The organism is Mesonia aquimarina (genome assembly GCF_003667275.1).
Lineage (GTDB): Bacteria > Bacteroidota > Bacteroidia > Flavobacteriales > Flavobacteriaceae > Mesonia > Mesonia aquimarina.
In genome coordinates this window covers 76,562-95,366 of record NZ_RCNV01000003.1, presented here as the reverse complement: position 1 = coordinate 95,366, position 18,805 = coordinate 76,562, and the positions used below count along the sequence as shown (strand labels likewise).

At 35.1% G+C, this 18,805-nt stretch carries 24 protein-coding genes; 20 read left to right on the top strand and 4 right to left on the bottom strand.

From position 1 onward, the window contains the following. Positions 1 to 16 precede the first annotated feature (16 nt). From D9R05_RS05875 to D9R05_RS05840, 7 genes are all read left to right on the top strand, one after another. On the top strand, positions 17 to 403 hold the full coding sequence (locus D9R05_RS05875; RefSeq protein WP_008991354.1) for a DUF302 domain-containing protein: 387 nt from the start codon (positions 17 to 19) through the stop codon (positions 401 to 403). 57 nt (positions 404 to 460) lie between these two features. Continuing rightward, positions 461 to 1,063 (top strand): DUF3347 domain-containing protein, encoded by a 603-nt coding sequence (locus tag D9R05_RS05870; RefSeq protein WP_072316388.1) that lies wholly within the window; start codon positions 461 to 463, stop codon positions 1,061 to 1,063. Beyond that, positions 1,064 to 1,516, top strand: a complete 453-nt coding sequence (locus D9R05_RS05865) for a heme-binding domain-containing protein (protein WP_121666303.1) — start codon at positions 1,064 to 1,066, stop codon at positions 1,514 to 1,516. A 23-nt stretch (positions 1,517 to 1,539) separates the two neighbouring features. Beyond that, positions 1,540 to 2,100, top strand: coding sequence for a DUF3347 domain-containing protein (locus tag D9R05_RS05860; protein WP_121666302.1), 561 nt, complete (start codon positions 1,540 to 1,542; stop codon positions 2,098 to 2,100). Between the two features lie 769 nt (positions 2,101 to 2,869). Continuing rightward, positions 2,870 to 3,580 carry a PepSY domain-containing protein gene (locus D9R05_RS05850; RefSeq protein ID WP_008616453.1) on the top strand — a complete coding sequence of 237 codons (711 nt, stop codon included), beginning with the start codon at positions 2,870 to 2,872 and terminating at the stop codon, positions 3,578 to 3,580. Between the two features lie 22 nt (positions 3,581 to 3,602). Continuing rightward, positions 3,603 to 4,085 carry a DUF305 domain-containing protein gene (locus D9R05_RS05845; RefSeq protein WP_008992801.1) on the top strand — a complete coding sequence of 161 codons (483 nt, stop codon included), beginning with the start codon at positions 3,603 to 3,605 and terminating at the stop codon, positions 4,083 to 4,085. Between the two features lie 11 nt (positions 4,086 to 4,096). Continuing rightward, the gene (locus tag D9R05_RS05840; protein WP_121666301.1) at positions 4,097 to 5,899 is read left to right on the top strand and encodes an efflux RND transporter periplasmic adaptor subunit; all 1,803 of its coding nucleotides are present in this window, start codon (positions 4,097 to 4,099) and stop codon (positions 5,897 to 5,899) included. 12 nt (positions 5,900 to 5,911) lie between these two features. Here the strand turns inward: D9R05_RS05840 and D9R05_RS15460 are convergent, their stop codons facing one another. Next, positions 5,912 to 6,103: a hypothetical protein gene (locus D9R05_RS15460; RefSeq protein ID WP_162984913.1), complete on the bottom strand. Its 192-nt coding sequence runs from the start codon at positions 6,101 to 6,103 to the stop codon at positions 5,912 to 5,914. A gap of 39 nt (positions 6,104 to 6,142) precedes the next feature. On the opposite strand from D9R05_RS15460, the gene D9R05_RS05830 reads away from it, so the two are divergent. The 11 genes from D9R05_RS05830 (at position 6,143) to D9R05_RS05780 (ending at position 13,570) form a co-directional block, all read left to right on the top strand. Next, positions 6,143 to 6,709, top strand: coding sequence for a helix-turn-helix domain-containing protein (locus tag D9R05_RS05830; protein ID WP_121666299.1), 567 nt, complete (start codon positions 6,143 to 6,145; stop codon positions 6,707 to 6,709). Between the two features lie 82 nt (positions 6,710 to 6,791). Then, positions 6,792 to 7,439, top strand: coding sequence for a class I SAM-dependent methyltransferase (locus D9R05_RS05825; protein WP_121666298.1), 648 nt, complete (start codon positions 6,792 to 6,794; stop codon positions 7,437 to 7,439). A gap of 142 nt (positions 7,440 to 7,581) precedes the next feature. Further along, on the top strand, positions 7,582 to 7,956 hold the full coding sequence (locus D9R05_RS05820; RefSeq protein WP_008992796.1) for an ArsR/SmtB family transcription factor: 375 nt from the start codon (positions 7,582 to 7,584) through the stop codon (positions 7,954 to 7,956). Continuing rightward, positions 7,953 to 8,549 (top strand): mercuric transport protein MerTP, encoded by a 597-nt coding sequence (merTP, locus tag D9R05_RS05815; protein ID WP_013072783.1) that lies wholly within the window; start codon positions 7,953 to 7,955, stop codon positions 8,547 to 8,549. The genes D9R05_RS05820 and merTP (D9R05_RS05815) overlap by 4 nt, the downstream gene beginning before the upstream one ends. Further along, positions 8,549 to 8,770, top strand: coding sequence for a GDCCVxC domain-containing (seleno)protein (locus D9R05_RS15595; protein ID WP_072316382.1), 222 nt, complete (start codon positions 8,549 to 8,551; stop codon positions 8,768 to 8,770). Before merTP (D9R05_RS05815) ends, D9R05_RS15595 begins: the two co-directional genes overlap by 1 nt. A 19-nt stretch (positions 8,771 to 8,789) precedes the next feature. Next, complete coding sequence (locus tag D9R05_RS05805) at positions 8,790 to 9,176, top strand: metal-sensing transcriptional repressor (protein WP_072316381.1); 387 nt, start codon at positions 8,790 to 8,792, stop codon at positions 9,174 to 9,176. Between the two features lie 68 nt (positions 9,177 to 9,244). Further along, complete coding sequence (locus tag D9R05_RS05800; protein WP_072316380.1) at positions 9,245 to 9,514, top strand: thioredoxin family protein; 270 nt, start codon at positions 9,245 to 9,247, stop codon at positions 9,512 to 9,514. A gap of 35 nt (positions 9,515 to 9,549) precedes the next feature. Next, entirely contained in the window at positions 9,550 to 10,128 is a 579-nt protein-coding gene (gene merTP / locus D9R05_RS05795; RefSeq protein WP_240462945.1) for a mercuric transport protein MerTP, read from the top strand. A 164-nt stretch (positions 10,129 to 10,292) separates the two neighbouring features. Next, the gene (locus tag D9R05_RS05790; RefSeq protein WP_121666297.1) at positions 10,293 to 12,551 is read left to right on the top strand and encodes a heavy metal translocating P-type ATPase; all 2,259 of its coding nucleotides are present in this window, start codon (positions 10,293 to 10,295) and stop codon (positions 12,549 to 12,551) included. A 20-nt stretch (positions 12,552 to 12,571) separates the two neighbouring features. Further along, positions 12,572 to 12,784: a heavy-metal-associated domain-containing protein gene (locus D9R05_RS05785; RefSeq protein WP_008616468.1), complete on the top strand. Its 213-nt coding sequence runs from the start codon at positions 12,572 to 12,574 to the stop codon at positions 12,782 to 12,784. Between the two features lie 12 nt (positions 12,785 to 12,796). Further along, complete coding sequence (locus D9R05_RS05780; protein ID WP_110473885.1) at positions 12,797 to 13,570, top strand: M90 family metallopeptidase; 774 nt, start codon at positions 12,797 to 12,799, stop codon at positions 13,568 to 13,570. A 117-nt stretch (positions 13,571 to 13,687) separates the two neighbouring features. On the opposite strand, the gene D9R05_RS05775 is transcribed toward D9R05_RS05780, so the two are convergent. From D9R05_RS05775 to D9R05_RS05765, 3 genes are all read right to left on the bottom strand, one after another. After that, positions 13,688 to 14,467, bottom strand: a complete 780-nt coding sequence (locus tag D9R05_RS05775; protein WP_013072778.1) for a hypothetical protein — start codon at positions 14,465 to 14,467, stop codon at positions 13,688 to 13,690. Positions 14,468 to 14,470: 3 nt separating this feature from the next. Further along, positions 14,471 to 15,376 (bottom strand): hypothetical protein, encoded by a 906-nt coding sequence (locus D9R05_RS05770; protein WP_240462943.1) that lies wholly within the window; start codon positions 15,374 to 15,376, stop codon positions 14,471 to 14,473. A gap of 91 nt (positions 15,377 to 15,467) precedes the next feature. Continuing rightward, positions 15,468 to 16,682, bottom strand: coding sequence for a site-specific integrase (locus D9R05_RS05765; RefSeq protein WP_013072776.1), 1,215 nt, complete (start codon positions 16,680 to 16,682; stop codon positions 15,468 to 15,470). A 390-nt stretch (positions 16,683 to 17,072) separates the two neighbouring features. Here D9R05_RS05765 and recR point away from each other — a divergent pair, with 390 nt between their 5' ends. Next, complete coding sequence (gene recR / locus D9R05_RS05760; protein WP_121666295.1) at positions 17,073 to 17,693, top strand: recombination mediator RecR; 621 nt, start codon at positions 17,073 to 17,075, stop codon at positions 17,691 to 17,693. Next, a complete protein-coding gene (locus D9R05_RS05755; protein WP_121666294.1) occupies positions 17,694 to 18,794 on the top strand; it encodes a glycosyltransferase family 2 protein in 1,101 nt (366 codons plus the stop codon). The last annotated feature ends 11 nt before the right edge of the window (positions 18,795 to 18,805 follow it).

The following is an 18,805-nucleotide window of genomic DNA, read 5'->3' as shown; positions in this document are numbered from 1 at the left end:
TAAAAATTAAAAAAAGATGAACTATTATTTTAATAAAACAATCAATGGAACCTTCGAAGAGGTCATAGAGAAAGTGACACAAGGATTAAAGGAAGAAGGTTTTGGAATCCTTACAGAAATTGATGTAACAGAAACACTAAAGAAAAAACTGGATATAGACTTTAAAAAGTATAGGATACTCGGAGCTTGTAATCCGCCCTATGCACATAAAGCTTTGCAAGCAGAAGATAAAATTGGAACGATGTTGCCCTGCAATGTCATAGTACAGGAAATCGAAGCAGGTATCATTGAAGTTGCGGCCGTAAACCCAATGGCTTCAATGCAAGCTGTAAAAAATGAAAAATTGAATGAGGTAGCCAGCGAAATAACTGCAATGTTGGAAAACGTCATTGAAAAATTATAAGACACTATAAAAAGGCAGTAATAATAATTAATAAACACAAACTTAAATTAAAACAAAATGAGCAAATTAAAATCAACATTAGGTATAGTTGCGATAGCATTCATAACCTTAACAGTAATGTCTTGTAAAGACAACAGCAAAGAACAAAATAGCACGGATGGAGACCATTCAGAAATGAACCACGATAACAGTGATGGTCATCACGACGGCGAAAAGAGGGAAATGGCAATGGGTGGAGATAGTAATACACAAGCGGTATTAAATGACTATTTCAACTTAAAGAATGCCTTGGTGGGAGATGATAATGGCAAAGCCAAAGAACTTGGGGCAACCCTAGCAACATCCTTAGGAAATTTTGACGCCTCACAATATAACGATACCCAGCAATCGGAATTAAAGGATATTGTAGAGGATGCAGTTGAACACGCAGAACACATTTCAGAAAGTGATATAGCACACCAGCGCGAACATTTTAAAGTTTTAAGTAAAGATGTTATAGATATGGTTGCTATAACAGGAGCAGAGATGAAGCTTTACGAGCAGTTTTGCCCTATGTATGATGGCGGTACAGCTTGGCTAAGTACTAAAGAGGAAGTGCGCAATCCATACTATGGTAGTCAAATGTTAAAATGCGGCAAAGTACAACGTGAAATTAACTAAATGAAAATTGTAAAGATTATAACAATAGTACTACTGGTAGCGTTCGTGGGAATTCAATTTATTCCGACTACACGCAATCAAAGTGATACTGTACCGTCAACTGATTTTATGCTGGTCAATAATGTACCAGAAACTATTCAAAAAAAGTTACAGGTATCCTGCTATGATTGCCACAGCAATAATACTCAATACCCTTGGTATAATAAGATTCAACCTGTTGCTTGGTTTTTGGAAGACCATATTAAAGAAGGAAAAGCTGAACTTAATTTCAACGAATGGGATTCATTATCCAGCCGAAGAAAAGCAAGTAAGTTAAGGTCTATTATCAAGCAGATTGAAAATGGCGAAATGCCTTTGGATTCTTACACTTTGATACATAGTGAGGCAACATTTACAGAAGCTGAAGCAGAAGAGTTAATCAATTTTATCACACAATTAAAAGATAGTTTATAAACAATAATTTAAAAGTAATTAAAATGAAAAATTTAAAAATGAGTATTGCAGCAATGCTATTGTTAGCAGTTTCTTTTACCAATGCACAGGAAAAAGAAAAAATGAACCACGATCACGAAGATATGAAAATGGATCATAGTAAAATGACAACTATGAAAAGTGATGCAAAAACAGAAACAATTTTAAGTGATTACTTTAATTTAAAAAATGCTTTGGTTGCAGATGACACCAAAAAAGCAGCCCAAGCTGGGTCTAAATTGGTAGTTTCTCTTAAAGCTTTTGATACGGACAGTTATTCAAAAGAAAATCAAGAAGAATTAGAAGATATTATAGAAGATGCCGTAGAGCACGCCGAGCATATTTCTGAAAGTGCCATAGACCACCAGCGCGAACATTTTAAGACCTTAAGTAAGGACATAACAGATTTGGTAGCTATTACGGGAACAAAAAACACGCTTTACCAACAATTTTGCCCAATGTACGATAAAGGTAGTGCGTGGTTGAGTACCAGCAAAGAAGTAAAAAACCCATATTACGGTAGCAGAATGCTTAAATGTGGAAAAGTGCAAAAAACTATTCAATAAATAATCCCCTGCCTTTAATACTCTTTTAAATATACTGGTTTATTAGTTAACAGTAGCTTAGGAGATGGCAGGGTTACCTGAATAGTTGTAAAGTCCTGTCGTGGGAAGGAAAACAATGTTGATGATTAGTGTTAGTTCCTTCCCAAGTCAGGCACAATGAACTTTTGAAAAAGAGAAGTTGATTTGGTTAATAGCAGCCTGAACTGGGAGAGAGATTAAATCCCTAAATATAGCGTCTCTCTTCCTAGGTCGGGCAAATTAAAATTTCGCAGAAAAGAAGTTTAGTGAAGATGCTTGATTTTGAGGGGTAAAAATTTGGTTGGTTCATTAAAGTTTACCTCTCATCTTCAAGTATTATTTATATGGTTTTGCAAATAACAATAAAGAAAAGAATTTATAACAATGAAAGAATGTTGCAAGAACGGTTGCCAACAAATAATAGGTAAATCTGTGGTTAAAAAATGGCTCAATTATATAGTATATACAATCCTAATATTAATAGTTGGTGGTGCATTGGCACTTCAATTATTTAGTTAAGAGCTTAAATTAAAATGGTTAATGACAACAAGAAAAAAATCTGAAAACACAGGGTTTTACAAACAACTATTTAGGGTTCTTTAAAAATAAGGGTGTTGAAAGTACGATGAGCGGGATGGCACCTAAAAGCCCATTGCTTGAAAAGATTTTAAAGTATGTTGCCTATATCTGTTACGTCTGGTTGGTAGGTGGAATAATTGTCAAATATTTTGTGAATTAAATTATAGAAAGTATGGTCAACAGAAAGACAGCAAAATGGATTCGAAAAGCGCACCGATACTTGGGTATATTCCTCGGCATTCAGTTCTTGATGTGGACTATCAGCGGAATGTATTTTAGCTGGACGGACATTGATGAAATACACGGCGACCAGTTCAAAAAAGAAAAGCCACGGCAAACTGCTTTTTCCAACCTATTGGGGACTGAGCAATTAGCGAGTGAAGAACCAATCCAAACACTAAAATTATTGGAAATAGCCAATGAGCCGTACTATTGGATTAACGAAGCTAATTTATTTAGTGCTAAAACGGGAAATGAAAAAAATGGTATTACTAAAGCTGAAGCAAAACAGGTAGCCAATAGATATATGCTGCCCGATTTGGAAATAAGGGGTATAAAACGAATTGAGAAAGTAGATGCACATCACGAATACCGTGGTCGTCCATTACCAGCCTATGAGATTTCATATAAAACCCCACAAAACTTGAAGGCTTATGTCGCCATAGAAAATGGTGCATTTCAGACCGTTCGTCATAGAAACTGGCGCTGGTTCGATTTTTTGTGGATGAACCACACTATGGACTATCAAGGCAGGGACAACTTTAATACCATAATCCTGCGGGCGTTTTCATTGTTAGGGTTAATTACAGTATTAAGTGGGTTCTTACTTTGGTACATATCGTCGCCCACAATTAGAAAATTGGTTAAAAAGAAACGAAAATAAGTAACACTAAAACCAACATAAAATGGAAAATTCAAATCAAAATTCAAAGAAAAACAACTACACAAAATTTGTAGGTATGCTCGTGGCATCCTTCATAGCAATGTACGTTACAATGTACTTAAACTCTTATGAAATTGACCACGTCTATTTTAGTCTTACCCGATTTTATATGAGCTGTTTGGGTATTGCCGCTATGGCCATTATTATGTTTGTAACAATGCGTAATATGTACCAAAACAAAAAGAAAAATATAGCAATTGTTCTTGGAAGTATTGTTCTATTTGGTGGCGCGTTAGGCCTTGTGAGGGCACAGGCCCCAATTATTGGCGATGTGCTCTATATGAAAGCTATGATTCCGCATCACTCTATCGCCATTTTAACCAGTAAGCGAGCGGATATACAAGACCCGGAAGTGAAGAAATTAGCAGATGATATAATTAAAGCACAAGAAAAGGAAATTGCAGAAATGAAAGCAATGATTAAACGATTAGAAAATAACAAATAAAAACAAAGACAATGAAAAAAAACATCATTTATATAGGTATTGCCTTGATTGTTGGCCTTCTAGGTGGCTTTCTACTGTTCGGTGGAGATTCTACTGATAAGGCAACAAATAGTGCTAAAGACAATCACGAACATTCAGAAGAAATTGCTACTAATCAAATGTGGACCTGTTCTATGCACCCACAGATTATGCAACCAGAACCTGGCGACTGCCCAATATGTGGAATGGATTTAATTCCAGCTGAATCGGGTGCCGATGGCCTCAATGCCAATGAAATCAAAATGACCGATAACGCAATGGCTCTAGCCAATATTCAAACGTCACTTGTGGGACAAGGACAAATAGGAAATAATTCCCTAAAATTATCTGGAAAGATAAAAGCAAATGAAGAGTCAAATGCCGTACAGGTCACATATTTTGGAGGAAGAATTGAAAAACTATACGTTAATTCAACAGGAGAACGTGTTGGCGCAGGACAACGCTTGGCAACTATTTATTCGCCAGAATTAGTTGCGGCACAACAAGAACTGCTTACCGCTTCATCATTGAAAGAATCGCAACCAGAATTATATAAAGCTGTTAGAAACAAGCTCAAACTTTGGAAACTTTCAGAAAAGCAAATCAACGCCATAGAAAACTCTGGGAAAGTACAAGAAAACTTTCCTGTGTACGCAACCGTATCAGGAACGGTAACACAGAAAATGGTAGAAGAAGGTGACTATGTAAAACAAGGACAACCCTTATACAAAATTGCCAATCTCAATACAGTATGGGCAGAATTTGATGCTTATGAGAATCAGATTGCTTCCTTGAAAGTTGGTCAAACCATTAAAGTGACTACCAATGCGTATCGCAATGAAGTATTTGATGCAAAGGTTTCATTTATTGACCCTTTATTAAATTCTTCTACACGTACCGTCGTAGTTAGAGCTGTACTTAATAATAAGAACGACCTATTTAAACCAGGAATGTTTGTCGAAGGTAAAATTGAAGGTGCTCAAGAAAGCACTTCAAGTAAAATAACAGTTCCTGCTACAGCTGTGATGTGGACTGGTGAACGTTCTGTGGTTTATATTAAAACTAATCCTAACGAAGCTGTTTTTGAAATGAGAGAAGTCTTACTCGGTAATGCCAATGGAGACACCTATACCATAATTGAAGGTCTTGAAAATGGAGATGAGGTTGTAACTAATGGTACGTTTACGGTAGATGCTGCTGCACAGTTACAAGGCAAAAAATCTATGATGAACACAGCAGGAGGTAAAACAATGACCGGTCACGAAGGGCATTTAGGTATACAAGGAAACAATTCTGGAGATAGTAAGGGGAATACTGACCATTCAGAAATGAAAGAAAGGATAGCCGTTTCAAACAAATTTCAAGGCCAGTTAAAACAGGTTTTTGATGATTATATTCTTTTGAAAGATGCTTTGGTTAATGACGATGCCAAAAGTGCACAGCAAGCAGGAAAACAAATAATACAATCCCTGAAATATGTAGATATGAAGTTGTTGTCTGATGAAAAAGCACATAACCATTGGATGACCATTCAGAAAGAATTAAATACTTCGGCAGATGCTATTTCAAGTAATACGGATATTTCAAAACAAAGAGGGCATTTTAAGCATTTGTCTGCGCATATGATAAGTAGTGTACAGCTCTTTGGGGTCAATGAAAATGTTTATATCCAGTTTTGTCCAATGGCAGACAATAATAAGGGAGCGTACTGGATAAGTTTAGAGGAAGAAGTCCGTAACCCATATTATGGCGAAGCAATGTTAACCTGTGGTGAGGTTAGAGATACGTTAAAATAATCAGGGTTAGAGTTAATTGGTAAAAGCGGATTCTTCAGCCTTTAATATTTTAAAGTGAAGAAAGATGATGAGTGAAAGTAGAAGAAATAGAAGAAAAAACAAGAAAAATACATATAAACAGAAAAATCCGGTTACAAAAAAAGATAAGGTAATCGGAATTTCAGCGATGATAGGATTATTTATTGCTGCTGTAATACTAATCATATATCTAAATTTAGATTTTATTAGGCATTTGTTCAACCTATGAATAATACCATCCACATAAAAAATATGGTCTGTCCGAGATGTTTATCGGCAGTTTCCCAAATTTTGGTAGGCTTGAATATTGATTACAAAGCTGTCAAGTTAGGAGAAGTAGAATTGGTTTCGATGCTCAATGAATTCGAAAAAGAATCTTTGCAAAAAAAGCTACAAAATGCAGGATTTAGTTTGATTGACGACCGTAAAAGTCAGCTTATTGAGCAAATGAAGAATTTGGTAATTGAGAAGATACATTATTCTAATGAAAAGACCGAATTAAAATGGGCAGATATTGTTACTGGCGAACTTAACTTGGACTATAAATATTTAAGTTCCCTATTCTCGTCGGTAGAAAGCATCACGTTCGAGCAATACATCATCAACCAAAAAATTGAACGTGTAAAAGAACTCATTGTCTACGACGAATTGACATTAAGCGAGATAGCTTTTCAACTACATTATAGTAGCGTTGCGTACTTAAGCAATCAATTCAAAAAAGTAACCGGAATGACACCTACGCAGTTCAAGAAATCTGTAGACAAAAACCGAAAATCCTTGGATGAGATTTAGGGTGTGTTTACCACTATTAAAGGGGTATTTAAATCAGTAGATGATATATTGATTTACCAATGAACCGAATTTAGATATCAAAATGAAATTAGACAGAAAGAAACATTGGGAAACAGTTTACGAAACTAAAAATCCAGACCAGGTAAGTTGGACGCAAGAAATACCAAAAACTTCACTGAAGTTTATACGTTCGTTCAAACTAAATAAAAAGGCAAAAATTATAGACATTGGTGGTGGCGACAGTAAACTTGTTGACTATTTACTCAAGGAAGGGTATAATAACATTACTGTACTTGATATTTCAGAAAAAGCAATTGCGAAAGCTAAAAAAAGACTGGGAGAAAAGGCAAGTAAAGTAAATTGGATTGTAAGCGACATTACCGAATTTGAACCAGATACATCTTTCGATGTTTGGCACGACAGAGCAACTTTTCATTTTCTTACAACAGATGATCAGATTAAAAAATATACTAACATAGCGACAAAATTTGTAAGAGGTTATTTAATAATAGGAACCTTTTCACAAAACGGACCAAAAAAATGTAGCGGACTTGAAATAAAACAATACAATGAAGAGGAATTAACATCGGAATTAAAAAAAGGATTTGACAAAATTCGCTGTGTATCAGAGGACCACACAACACCATTCAACACCATACAGAATTTTCTGTTTTGTAGTTTTAAAAGACAATTAACTGTAAAGCCAGCAATACCTTCACCTACAAGCTAAAAGAACAGATGTACAATTCGGTAGTTTTAGTTTTTGCAAAACACAAATCAAAACAAAAGGAACATAATGATCAAAATTTACATATCATTCTTTTTTGTATTTAAGTATTTGCTTAAATAAGAAATAATTGTAACTTTGCCTTATGAAAAATAATTCTTGCATAAGACAACAGGCAGATATTGAACAGATAAACCGTTGTAAAAAGACAGTTTCAGAATTAAATGAATCGTTTGACTATTTGGCAAATGGACTTTCTTTAGTCGGAAATAATGTTCGGCTAAAAATTCTTTACCTACTCTTTGAGGAGAAACGACTTTGCGTTTGCGACTTAAGTGATATTCTCGAAATGAATATTTCTGCTATCTCTCAACATTTGAGAAAAATGAAGGACAGAAATTTATTGGAAACCGAAAGAGATGCTCAAACGATTTTTTACTCACTAACCCCTGAATATTCAACATTATTAAATCCGTTTTTTGAAATACTCGATAAAAACAAAGTTTTAGAAACGATATGAAACGTGAGAACAAATTAATTGGTGCAGGTTTACTTGCTGCTATTACAGCTTCATTATGTTGTATTACACCCGTTTTGGCTTTAATCGCGGGAACAAGTGGAATTGCCTCAACATTTTCTTGGCTTGAGCCTTTTAGACCTTATCTAATCGGGCTAACAATTTTAGTGCTCGGCTTTGCTTGGTATCAAAAACTAAAACCTCAAAAAGAAATTGACTGCGAATGTGAAACAGACGAAAAACCAAAATTTATACAATCAAAAAAGTTTTTAGGAATTGTAACTGTATTTGCAATTATAATGCTGGCATTTCCATATTATTCATCCATTTTTTATCCAAACATAGAAAAGCAAATAATCGTAGTTGACAAATCGGATATTAAAACAATGGAATTTAAAATTAGCGGAATGACTTGTGCAAGTTGCGAAGAACACGTCAATCACGAAGTAAACAAACTCAACGGAATTGTAAACTCAAAGGCGTCTTACGAAAATGGAAATGCAATCATTGAGTTTGATAAAACCAAAACCAATGAAAAAGAAATTGAAAATGCAATTAACGCAACAGGCTATAAAGTAACTGACAGAAAAAACTAATGGAAATCCAATTAAAATCAGAAATTACCTGTCCAAATTGTGGACACAAAAAAGTAGAAGAAATGCCAACAGAATCCTGTCAATTCTTTTATGAATGTGATAATTGCAAACAAATACTTAAACCAAAAGAAGGAGATTGCTGCGTATTCTGTTCTTACGGTACTGTGGCCTGCCCACCAATTCAAGAAAATAAAAGATGTAATAATTCAAGTTGTTGCTAAACATTATAATGGACAAATTATGAATATGGAACAGTACAAATTACCTACTGATTTAATCTTGGATATTAAATCCAGATTAAAAACTTTGAGTGGTCAAATAAACGGCATTGTTAAAATGCTTGATGAAGGAAAGGACCCCGAACAAATAAACATACAGTTCAGATCCATTGATAAGGGGATTCAAAAAGCACATTACTTACTGCTGGATGAAGTCTATCGAAAAGCACTTGCTATTGGAATTGTAAAGGCCGTGGACTCTTGCCCAGGAAATTGTGGCAATGAAGATAAAATTGAATATTTAAAAAGTGAATTCCCCAATTTGGAATTATCCGATTTGACCAATCGCTTAAAAGAAATCCAAACTATTGAAACCAGATTAAAAAACTACAACGAAAAAAAAGGTTAAAAAAAGTTTGGTGACCCCCTACCTCACGTTCTCATCTTTGTTCCATTATTAATTTAAACTTAAATAAGATGAAACGACAAATCGAGATTTTTACAGCAGGTTGCCCGGTATGCGAGCCTGTGGTGCAATTAGTAAAAGAGACAGCAGGAAAGGACTGCGAAATCACACTTCATAATCTGTCCGAGCAATGCGAAAGTAAAATCTGTGTTTCAAAAATGAAGGAATATGGGGTTACAAGAGTTCCCGCCATTGCTGTGGACGGAAAACTACTGAATTGCTGCACCAAAATCGAAATCACAAAAGAGGATTTGGTAAACGCGGGAATAGGAAGTTGTTAGGTATGGCAATTACTAAATGGAACAAAAAAACATCTATGGGGACTGCTGTATTTTCAGCAGTTTCCCTTAAACTATGCTGCTGGGGTCCTTTGCTACTTACAAGTGTAGCTGGTATTAGTGGAAGTTCTGTCTATTTTTCTTGGCTTATTGCCTTGAAACCTTATCTGTTGGTTATAGCATTTTTGTCATTGGGACTGGCCTTTTATCAGGTTTATAAAAAAAAGAAGGTGGACGATTGTGGTAACTGTGATATGGCTAAGCCATCATTTTTTAAGTCGAAATTCTATTTGTGGTTGGTTACAGTGTTTGTTGTTGTAATGACATTGGTTTCTTATTATCCACAAATATTTCATTCAACGGAGAAAGTAGGAATTGTTGCAACAAACAATACCGATATTCAAACTGTAAAGTTGAATATTGAAGGGATGGTATGCTCGGGTTGTGAAGAAAACATCAACCATTCGGTAAACAAAATTGACGGGGTTACAAATGTATCTACGTCTTTTGAAGAAGGGACTTCAATTATAGAATTTGATACCACTAAAACGAATGTCGATGAGATAAAAAAGGTCATTCAATCAAAAGGGTATTTGATTACAAATAGTAGAGACTGATAGACACGTATCCATTGCGGTGATAAAAGATAAATTAAAAACGACTTATCCAATTGGTAGTAATAATTCGTGAAGAGTAAATTCTACAAATCATTCAGCATATAACGTAACACATTACAGTCTTTTAATCCTGAAATTTGTAACATACAAATAAGAACGGATTTATGGAGACAATCAACATATTTGAAACCAAAAAGAAGAATCATAAACAGGGTGTGAAAGAATCATTTCCAGTTACGGGAATGACCTGTGCCTCTTGTGCAGCGAGTGTTGAATCTGTATTAAAACACACAGAAGGTGTGTTTGATGCAAGTGTTAATTTTGCCAATAGTTCCGTTCTTGTGGAATATGACAAGGAGTTGAGTCCAAATCAACTTCAAAACGCGCTTCGTGAGGTCGGTTACGATATTATAATTGATGCCGAAGACCCTTCGGAAGTACAGCAAGAACTTCAGCAAAAGCATTATCAGGACATAAAAAACCGAACCATCTGGTCGGCGATACTTACCCTTCCCATTTTTGTATTAGGAATGTTTTTTATGCAATGGGAACCAGGCAAATGGATTTCATTGGTATTGGCCTTTCCAATTCTTTTTTGGTTTGGGCGCAGTTTTTTCATCAATGCCTTCAAGCAGGCCAAACACGGTAAAGCAAATATGGATACCTTGGTGGCGTTGAGTACCGGAATCGCCTTCCTCTTTAGTGTATTCAATACCTTTTTTCCTGAATTTTGGTTAAGTCGTGGCATCGAGCCTCACGTATATTACGAAGCGGCTACCGTGATTATCACCTTTATTTCCTTGGGGAAACTATTGGAAGAAAAGGCAAAATCAAATACATCTTCAGCCATTAAAAAACTAATGGGGCTTCAGCCTAAAACCCTTAAAATTATTGAGAATGGGGAAGAGAGGGAAATCCCTATTTCATCCGTACAGGTTGGTCAGACCATTTTGGTGCGTCCCGGAGAAAAGATTCCCGTGGATGGCGAAGTTTCCAAGGGAAGCTCATATGTAGATGAAAGTATGATTACTGGAGAACCCGTTCCAGTTCAGAAATCCCAAGGGGAAAAGGTATTCGCTGGTACCGTTAATCAAAAAGGAAGTTTTCAATTTACCGCTGAAAAAGTAGGTGGAGAAACCCTGCTTTCCCAAATCATTAAAATGGTTCAGCAAGCGCAAGGGAGTAAGGCACCCGTTCAAAAACTGGTCGATAAGATTGCCGGTATTTTCGTTCCTGTGGTATTGGGTATTTCCATTGTAACCTTCATTGTTTGGATGTCTTTAGGAGGCGATAATGCCTTTTCACAAGCCTTATTGACCTCTGTAGCAGTATTGGTAATCGCCTGTCCTTGTGCTTTGGGATTGGCAACACCTACCGCCATTATGGTGGGAATTGGTAAAGGCGCAGAAAATAATATCCTTATAAAGGATGCCGAAAGTTTAGAACTCGGTCATAAAGTGAATGCTGTCATTCTTGATAAAACAGGTACAATTACAGAAGGAAAGCCTTTAGTAACTGATATATTTTGGAAGGATAAACTCGAAGATATCAACGAATACAAAAAAGTTCTTCTAGCTATTGAAGCACAATCAGAACACCCTTTGGCGGAAGCTGTAGTCAATCACTTAAAAGATGAAAATATTGAAAAAGCTGAAATTGCTTCTTTTGAAAGTATTACAGGAAAAGGTGTGAAAGCTCAAACAGAAAATGGTTCACCATACTATGTTGGAAACCATAAACTAATGCTTGAGAAAAATATTCAAATCGATGCTTCCTTGATGCAAACAGCAGAAAGTCTCGAAGAGCAAGCGAAAACCGTCATTTTCTTTGGCAATGAAAAACAAGTGCTGGCGATACTCGCCATTGCAGACAAGATTAAGGAAACTTCAAAAATGGCCATAGCAACACTTCAAGAACGAGGCATTGAGGTCTATATGCTTACTGGAGATAACAATAAAACCGCATCTGCTGTCGCAAAACAAGTAGGAATAACAAATTACCAAGGAGAAGTGATGCCTTCGGACAAAGCGGCTTTTGTCGAAAAATTACAGGCGGACGGAAAGATAGTAGCAATGGTGGGCGATGGTATCAACGATTCGCACGCCCTGGCGCAAGCCAATGTGAGTATTGCTATGGGCAAAGGTTCGGATATCGCAATGGATGTAGCAAAAATGACCTTGATAACATCAGATTTACAATCTATCCCAAAAGCATTGAAACTATCAAAAAGAACCGTGTTGGGCATACGTCAGAACTTATTCTGGGCATTTATTTACAACATTATTGGCATTCCAATTGCAGCGGGAGTTCTTTATCCTGTAAATGGGTTTTTGTTGGATCCGATGATTGCAGGTGCAGCAATGGCATTCAGTAGTGTATCCGTAGTTGCAAATAGCTTAAGACTTAAACGAGTAAAACTTTAATAATAAATAAATTCAATACTATGAAAACTTTAAAATTTAAAACAAATATCAATTGTGGTGGGTGCGTATCAAAAGTCACCCCTTTTTTAAACAAACAAGAAGGTGTAGAAAGTTGGGAAGTAGATACCTCTAATCCTGATAAAATCCTAACCATTGAAAGCGATGGTGTAACCGAAGAAGATGTAAAGGCGACTTTGCAAAAAGTGGGATTTAAGGCCGAACCTGTAGATTAATACGTTTTTAATATGGCTTATATTTTTATTTCGGTTGTGATTGTTCTTTTTGCTGTTCATTTTTATAGAAAAGCAAAACGTCATAGTGTAAAGCCATTTCCAGAACATTGGCATAAATTATTGACGGATAATGTGCTGTTTTATAGAAATCTATCAAAAGACGCACAGCTAATTTTTCAGCAAAAAATGATGCTATTTTTAAGTGAGGTCTATATCGATGCTGTGCAGTTTGAACTGGAAGAGTTGGATAAGGTTTTAATTGCAGCAAGTGCCGTCATTCCAGTTTTTGGCTTCAAGGAATGGCACTACACAAATTTAAGTGGCATCCTTTTATATCCTGATAATTTTAATGAGGATATGCAATTTAGCAGTAAGGATAACTCACGGAATATTGGTGGAATAGTTGGAAATGGAAGGTTCGAGAAACAGATGATACTTTCCAAGAAAGCATTGTACCACGGCTTTAAAAATACAACCGATAAAAGCAATACTGGCATACACGAATTTGTGCACCTTATAGATAAGTTGGACGATAGAACAGACGGTGTGCCAGAGCGGCTAATGGAACATCAATATGCCATACCTTGGTTAAACTTAATCCATAAAGAAATGGAAGCGATTAACGATAACCATTCAGATATTCGTAAATATGGTGGAACAAATCAAGCTGAATTCTTTGCGGTTGCTTCAGAGTATTTTTTTGAACGAGCGGATTTACTAAAAAGAAAACATCCAGAACTTTATGGGATGTTGGTGGAATGTTTTAGGCAAGAACCGAGCACTTGAGAAAATGAATCAGGCAAACTATAGAGAGTTCAGTTTACACTCTCGTGTAACGTGCTCAAACGTTAGTTTACTATGATTTCCGCATATCCTGCAAGTTCCTTTACGTTTCAAATTATCCTATGAATCCAGTTTTTTGATTTTATCAGTTAGTTCTTCAGGTTGTAAAATTGGTATTGCTTCACGTTCTACACGCAATCCCAATCCTTTGGTCTGATTTATATGGTTAGTAGTAAATTGATTTATGTGAACGTAAATAATTCCAATATCATCACTCATTCGGGTTTGCCAGTCAAAACCATACAATTCTTTCAACCATTTAAAAGGTGTAGTTCTGAACATAACATTGGGGTTTTTGTAATGCCGGCCATCATCCAATAGTATGATTAGCAGATAAACCCTGTTGAATCCAATTTCGGTATATCCATTTGCCTGAATAGTTCCCTTTTTTTGAACGCTTGTAATCTTGTTTATTTTTGGTGGTTGATTTTCAAGCGATTCGGTTTTTACTATTTTACATTCTATTCCAACCGCATTTTGTTCCTTTCCTTGTTCATACAGAAGAATGTCAATATCCCCTGGCATTTTGTTTGGGATTGTGATAGGTTCTTTAACGCCACATTGGTATTTCACCGAATTTGCGGATGGAAATACATTACTAAATAACATCTTTTTGAAATCTCGATTTTCCATAAGCCAATTAACGGCTTGGTCTTCGCTATCAAAAGTTCTGGTAACACTTACATCTGGCTTGGGATTGTTTACGAAAAATGAAATGGTCGAAGAACCATCAAGAGGTTGTCTATCCGAAAACACATATTCTGTCACCTCATATTCTGGTGGTGGTTCTTTTCGGAAGAATTGAACTATTCTATTTTTAATACCTGCCCATATTCTCATACGTTAAAATGGAAATATTTGGTTAGTAAATTGTTTGAATATGTCGCTGGCGATAGCTTTGTCAAAGGCTTTGGCTGCGACCAAATCGCCAAGTTTTGATTTTAATAACTGACCAAACGATTTTTTGCTAAGATGCGGAATGTCTTTGCGCAGCTCATCAAACTCATCGAAGATGATTTGCTGACCATATCCTGATCTTTTAACTTCGGCAAGTACCTCTTTGAGAAGTGTTTTTAATTCTTCATCAGAATCGCTAATTTTTGAGTAGTCGGGCACTTGGGATTTTCTGGCTTGTTCAATGGCATACTTTCCCTCAAGTTTTAGTTTGGCATTTACCTCACGACCATTCATAGTCTCAATAAGGCCTCGTTCTTCAAGCATTCTACCATAGTCCCAATCTTCGCTACGCCCACCTAACTTTAGGCCGTTACCTTCAAGAATCCACTTAATAGAATAGTATTTCCCATCATTATACAGTTCATATAGTTTAGAAAGTATAAGATCAAGAATGCCTTCGGTATCAAGGTTTTTACGCTCTTCTAAATCAATGTCATCAGCTCGCACAATAGCATCTGAAATGAATAATATTTTTAAATAGTAATCAAGCCCATTAATTTCATCTTTAATGGTTTGAATAGTGTTTTTGACTCTTTGGTCGATACCTAATTTCATTCCGAAATTATATCCTTGTTGAGCCTTAAACTCGTATGCAAAATTGGTGTGTTCAGGGTCAAAAGAAGCCTTTACATAACTGATTACATCGCTTTCCCACGATTGTTTTTCCTCTTTCAATTCATTTAATAAATCCTCAGTTCTTGCTGCTTTATATTTTTTAATAAGCGCATTTCCTTCGGACTGAAAATTTTCAAGACTACTTTTAAATTCAGTCCATTTAACCTTTAACACCATAAACATAAAATTATGTTGGTAAAGGTAAGGGAATGGCAATTGAATATGTTGAAATATGACTTTAAAATATTTGCAGATGGCTGATAATAGTTCAAAAATTTACCACACTATCCAAAGCATCATCTGCTTCTTTGTGAATAAAATTAGCTTGATAGTTCAATGTGGTTTTTAAATCGCTATGACGATACAATTTTTGCAGCATAAAGGGATGGATGGTATCACCAGCAATATTGCCAAAGGTATGCCTCGCAATATGCATTGTAATTTTCTTATCAATTTTCGCCTTTTTAGCTATAGATTTTAAGTTGTCATTAAATTTCTTGGTAGCTGTCTTTCTCTTGTTATAGACATCTTTTGCATCATCGAGATTCGCTTTTTTCAATTCGGGAAAAACAAAATCGGTTGCATATCTTTTGTCTTCTTTGTAATAATCTAAAATTTTGAAAACCTTATCTGGAATTTTTAATGATAGTAATTTTGAGTTTTTGTTCATTCTATAATGCAACCTTTTGTCGTATATGTCAGACCACTTTGTCCACAATACATCGGTAACTCGCATTCCGGCAAAATTAAAACTAAAGAGCCAGACATTTCGAGTGTGTATTTCACTCAAAGTTAAATTCTCAAGAGCTTCTATGGCTCTTACTTCAATAATATTCAACCCGACTTTGCTTGTTTCTGGAAACTTAATTTTAATCTTGTCACCACCAAAAGGATATAATTCCCTACTAACTATTTTGAGCTTAATAGCTCTGTTGAACAACAACCTAATGAGGACTAAGATGTTCATTACTGATGTTTCTGAAAGTTCGTGTTTGGCTTTCAAATATATCATCAGCTTTTTTAGGAAGCGTTCGTTAATTTCCTGAAAAGCCAACTGTTTTGATTTATTAAACTTTATGATATAGCTAACCAAAGCACTATCCGTAGATAAGCGGTTTAATTTTTCGGCGATTTCCAATTCGTCCAGATGCTCTTGTGCTAGTTCAAAAAAGGTAGCAGAGTTTCCCGAGGCATATATCTCTTTTTTGATTTGGTTGGCAGATGCATCTTTATGCTCGGATTGTAAGTCAATAAGTGCTTTATTGGCGTTCGAGAGTTCCTGTGATAGCAACTTGTTTAAACTATCAGCATTTGAATTAGACTTTCTTACTCGAATATTTTTTTCGTCCCAATCCTCTATGTCAATATAATGACCTATATATTGATATGTTGAACGACGATTTTTTGTAATTCGAACAGCTAATGGGTAAAGCCCTTTACTGTTTGGTTTTTTACGTAGAACTATCTTTGCGTTTGATGACATAATTGACCTGTTTTGAGTACGAAAGTCAAATCAGGTACAACATAGGTACAACATTCCATTTTGAATGTATTCCTTTACCTAAGTACACCATAAAGATACGAAATTATTGTTCTTTTCAGGTACAACATAGGTACAACAAATGTTGAAATCAATTGATATTAGATGATATTAAAGAAAATGTAGAATCGTATAATCAATTGAAAATGAATGACTTTGTTTCAATTTGGTGCAATATACGCTAGACTTAGGATCTAGTGCTTCACGGCGTGAGAGTTCGAGTCTCTCCGCCCGCACATTATAAAAAGCCTGATGAGATAATCATCAGGCTTTTTTATTAATAAAATTTAAAAGTTTATAAAATAGCCTTTTTAAAATTGTAAATTTGCGGCTATGGAATTTTCTTCGAAATTGTTAAGTAATGCTGTTTCAGAGATGTCGCAATTGCCAGGTATTGGTAAGCGTACAGCTTTGCGTTTGGTTTTACATTTATTACGTCAACCAGAAAGTCAAACAGCACATTTAGCAAAAGCATTAGTCGATTTAAGAACTGAAATAAATTTCTGCAAAAAGTGTCATAATATTAGTGATACAGAATTATGTGCAATTTGTGCTAATACTTCTCGTGATAAAAGTTTGGTTTGCGTTGTAGAAGACGTTCGTGACGTTATGGCTATAGAAAACACGAGTCAATTTCGAGGTTTGTATCATGTTTTGGGAGGAAAAATTAGTCCAATGGATGGAATTGGTCCTGGTCAATTAACTATAAATTCACTAGTAGAAAAAGTTAAAGAGGGAGAAATTAAAGAGCTTATTTTTGCACTAAGCAGTACTATGGAAGGAGATACTACAAACTTTTATATTTATAAACAATTAGAGAATTCTGAGGTTAATATGTCTACAATTGCAAGAGGAATTGGCGTTGGTGATGAATTGGAATATGCAGACGAAATTACTTTAGGAAGAAGTATAACTAATCGAGTTCCTTTTGAAAACTCACTTAAAAGTCAGTAAGTGCATTTATCGGTTATTATTTTAAATTACAAAGTTCCTTTTTATTTACTTCAATGTATTTGGAGTGTAAAGAAAGCGGTAGAAAATATTGAATCAGAAATTATTGTTGTTGATAATAATTCTGAGGATGAAAGTTGCACACTGGTGAAAAAACACTTTCCTGAAGTTATCCTAATAGAAAATACTAAAAATGGTGGCTTTAGTAAAGGTAATAATCAAGGAGTGAAAATTGCTCGTGGAAAATATATTTGTTTGCTAAATCCTGATACGGTGGTTAGTGAAACAGTTTTTGAAAAAACTTTGCTTTTTGCAGAAAAACATGAGCATATTGGAGCTTTAGGAGTTAAATTAATAGATGGTAGAGGCTTTTTTTTACCGGAAAGTAAACGCAATTTACCTACACCCCAAATAGCATTTCAAAAATTAATAGGAAATTCAAGTAAGTATTATTCAAACCTAGGTTCAGATAAAGAAGGAGAAGTGGACATTTTAGTCGGTGCTTTTATGTTGATGAGAAAAGATCGCTATATAGAAGTTGGCGGTCTTGACGAAGATTACTTTATGTATGGAGAAGATATAGACTTAAGTTATAAATTCTTGAAATTTGGTTATAAAAATTATTATGTAGGATCAGAAACGGTTTTGCATTATAAAGGTGAAAGTACCAATAAAGATAAAATTTATAGAAAAAGATTTTATGGCGCAATGCAGATTTTTTACCATAAACATTTTAAGCAAAATTTTTTTTTAAATTCTGCCGTTACTTTAGCTTTACAAATGGCAAAACTGCGCCATTCTTTTTCTTCAGCTCAAAGCGAAATTATAGATTACAAACAAACGTACTGGGTTTCTAAGGATGAGAAAACACCAAGGATTGAAGGGGTTACCTTTAATTATTTGAATCCTGAAAAAATATCAACAAAGAAAATCAATAATTCTTTATTTGTTTTTGATTCAAAATTTATGGCATTAAAGAAAATTTTTAGTATCATGGAAAATCAGAAAAAAGGACAGAATTATTTTCGTATAAAACCAACAAATTTTAATTTTATCATCGGTAGCGATAGCAATACAGGAAAAGGAGATGTTATTAAAATCTAAAAGTTTGAAAT

Excerpts from the sequence above, each read along its gene's own strand:
- D9R05_RS05875 (WP_008991354.1), top strand. The coding sequence starts at position 17 with ATGAACTATTATTTTAATAAAACAATCAATGGAACCTTCGAAGAGGTC.
- D9R05_RS05870 (WP_072316388.1), top strand. The coding sequence starts at position 461 with ATGAGCAAATTAAAATCAACATTAGGTATAGTTGCGATAGCATTCATA.
- D9R05_RS05865 (WP_121666303.1), top strand. The coding sequence starts at position 1,064 with ATGAAAATTGTAAAGATTATAACAATAGTACTACTGGTAGCGTTCGTG.
- D9R05_RS05860 (WP_121666302.1), top strand. The coding sequence starts at position 1,540 with ATGAAAAATTTAAAAATGAGTATTGCAGCAATGCTATTGTTAGCAGTT.
- D9R05_RS05850 (WP_008616453.1), top strand. The coding sequence starts at position 2,870 with ATGGTCAACAGAAAGACAGCAAAATGGATTCGAAAAGCGCACCGATAC.
- D9R05_RS05845 (WP_008992801.1), top strand. The coding sequence starts at position 3,603 with ATGGAAAATTCAAATCAAAATTCAAAGAAAAACAACTACACAAAATTT.
- D9R05_RS05840 (WP_121666301.1), top strand. The coding sequence starts at position 4,097 with ATGAAAAAAAACATCATTTATATAGGTATTGCCTTGATTGTTGGCCTT.
- D9R05_RS15460 (WP_162984913.1), bottom strand. The coding sequence starts at position 6,103 with ATGATTAGTATTACAGCAGCAATAAATAATCCTATCATCGCTGAAATT.
- D9R05_RS05830 (WP_121666299.1), top strand. The coding sequence starts at position 6,143 with ATGAATAATACCATCCACATAAAAAATATGGTCTGTCCGAGATGTTTA.
- D9R05_RS05825 (WP_121666298.1), top strand. The coding sequence starts at position 6,792 with ATGAAATTAGACAGAAAGAAACATTGGGAAACAGTTTACGAAACTAAA.
- D9R05_RS05820 (WP_008992796.1), top strand. The coding sequence starts at position 7,582 with ATGAAAAATAATTCTTGCATAAGACAACAGGCAGATATTGAACAGATA.
- merTP (WP_013072783.1), top strand. The coding sequence starts at position 7,953 with ATGAAACGTGAGAACAAATTAATTGGTGCAGGTTTACTTGCTGCTATT.
- D9R05_RS15595 (WP_072316382.1), top strand. The coding sequence starts at position 8,549 with ATGGAAATCCAATTAAAATCAGAAATTACCTGTCCAAATTGTGGACAC.
- D9R05_RS05805 (WP_072316381.1), top strand. The coding sequence starts at position 8,790 with ATGAATATGGAACAGTACAAATTACCTACTGATTTAATCTTGGATATT.
- D9R05_RS05800 (WP_072316380.1), top strand. The coding sequence starts at position 9,245 with ATGAAACGACAAATCGAGATTTTTACAGCAGGTTGCCCGGTATGCGAG.
- merTP (WP_240462945.1), top strand. The coding sequence starts at position 9,550 with ATGGGGACTGCTGTATTTTCAGCAGTTTCCCTTAAACTATGCTGCTGG.
- D9R05_RS05790 (WP_121666297.1), top strand. The coding sequence starts at position 10,293 with ATGGAGACAATCAACATATTTGAAACCAAAAAGAAGAATCATAAACAG.
- D9R05_RS05785 (WP_008616468.1), top strand. The coding sequence starts at position 12,572 with ATGAAAACTTTAAAATTTAAAACAAATATCAATTGTGGTGGGTGCGTA.
- D9R05_RS05780 (WP_110473885.1), top strand. The coding sequence starts at position 12,797 with ATGGCTTATATTTTTATTTCGGTTGTGATTGTTCTTTTTGCTGTTCAT.
- D9R05_RS05775 (WP_013072778.1), bottom strand. The coding sequence starts at position 14,467 with ATGAGAATATGGGCAGGTATTAAAAATAGAATAGTTCAATTCTTCCGA.
- D9R05_RS05770 (WP_240462943.1), bottom strand. The coding sequence starts at position 15,376 with ATGGTGTTAAAGGTTAAATGGACTGAATTTAAAAGTAGTCTTGAAAAT.
- D9R05_RS05765 (WP_013072776.1), bottom strand. The coding sequence starts at position 16,682 with ATGTCATCAAACGCAAAGATAGTTCTACGTAAAAAACCAAACAGTAAA.
- recR (WP_121666295.1), top strand. The coding sequence starts at position 17,073 with ATGGAATTTTCTTCGAAATTGTTAAGTAATGCTGTTTCAGAGATGTCG.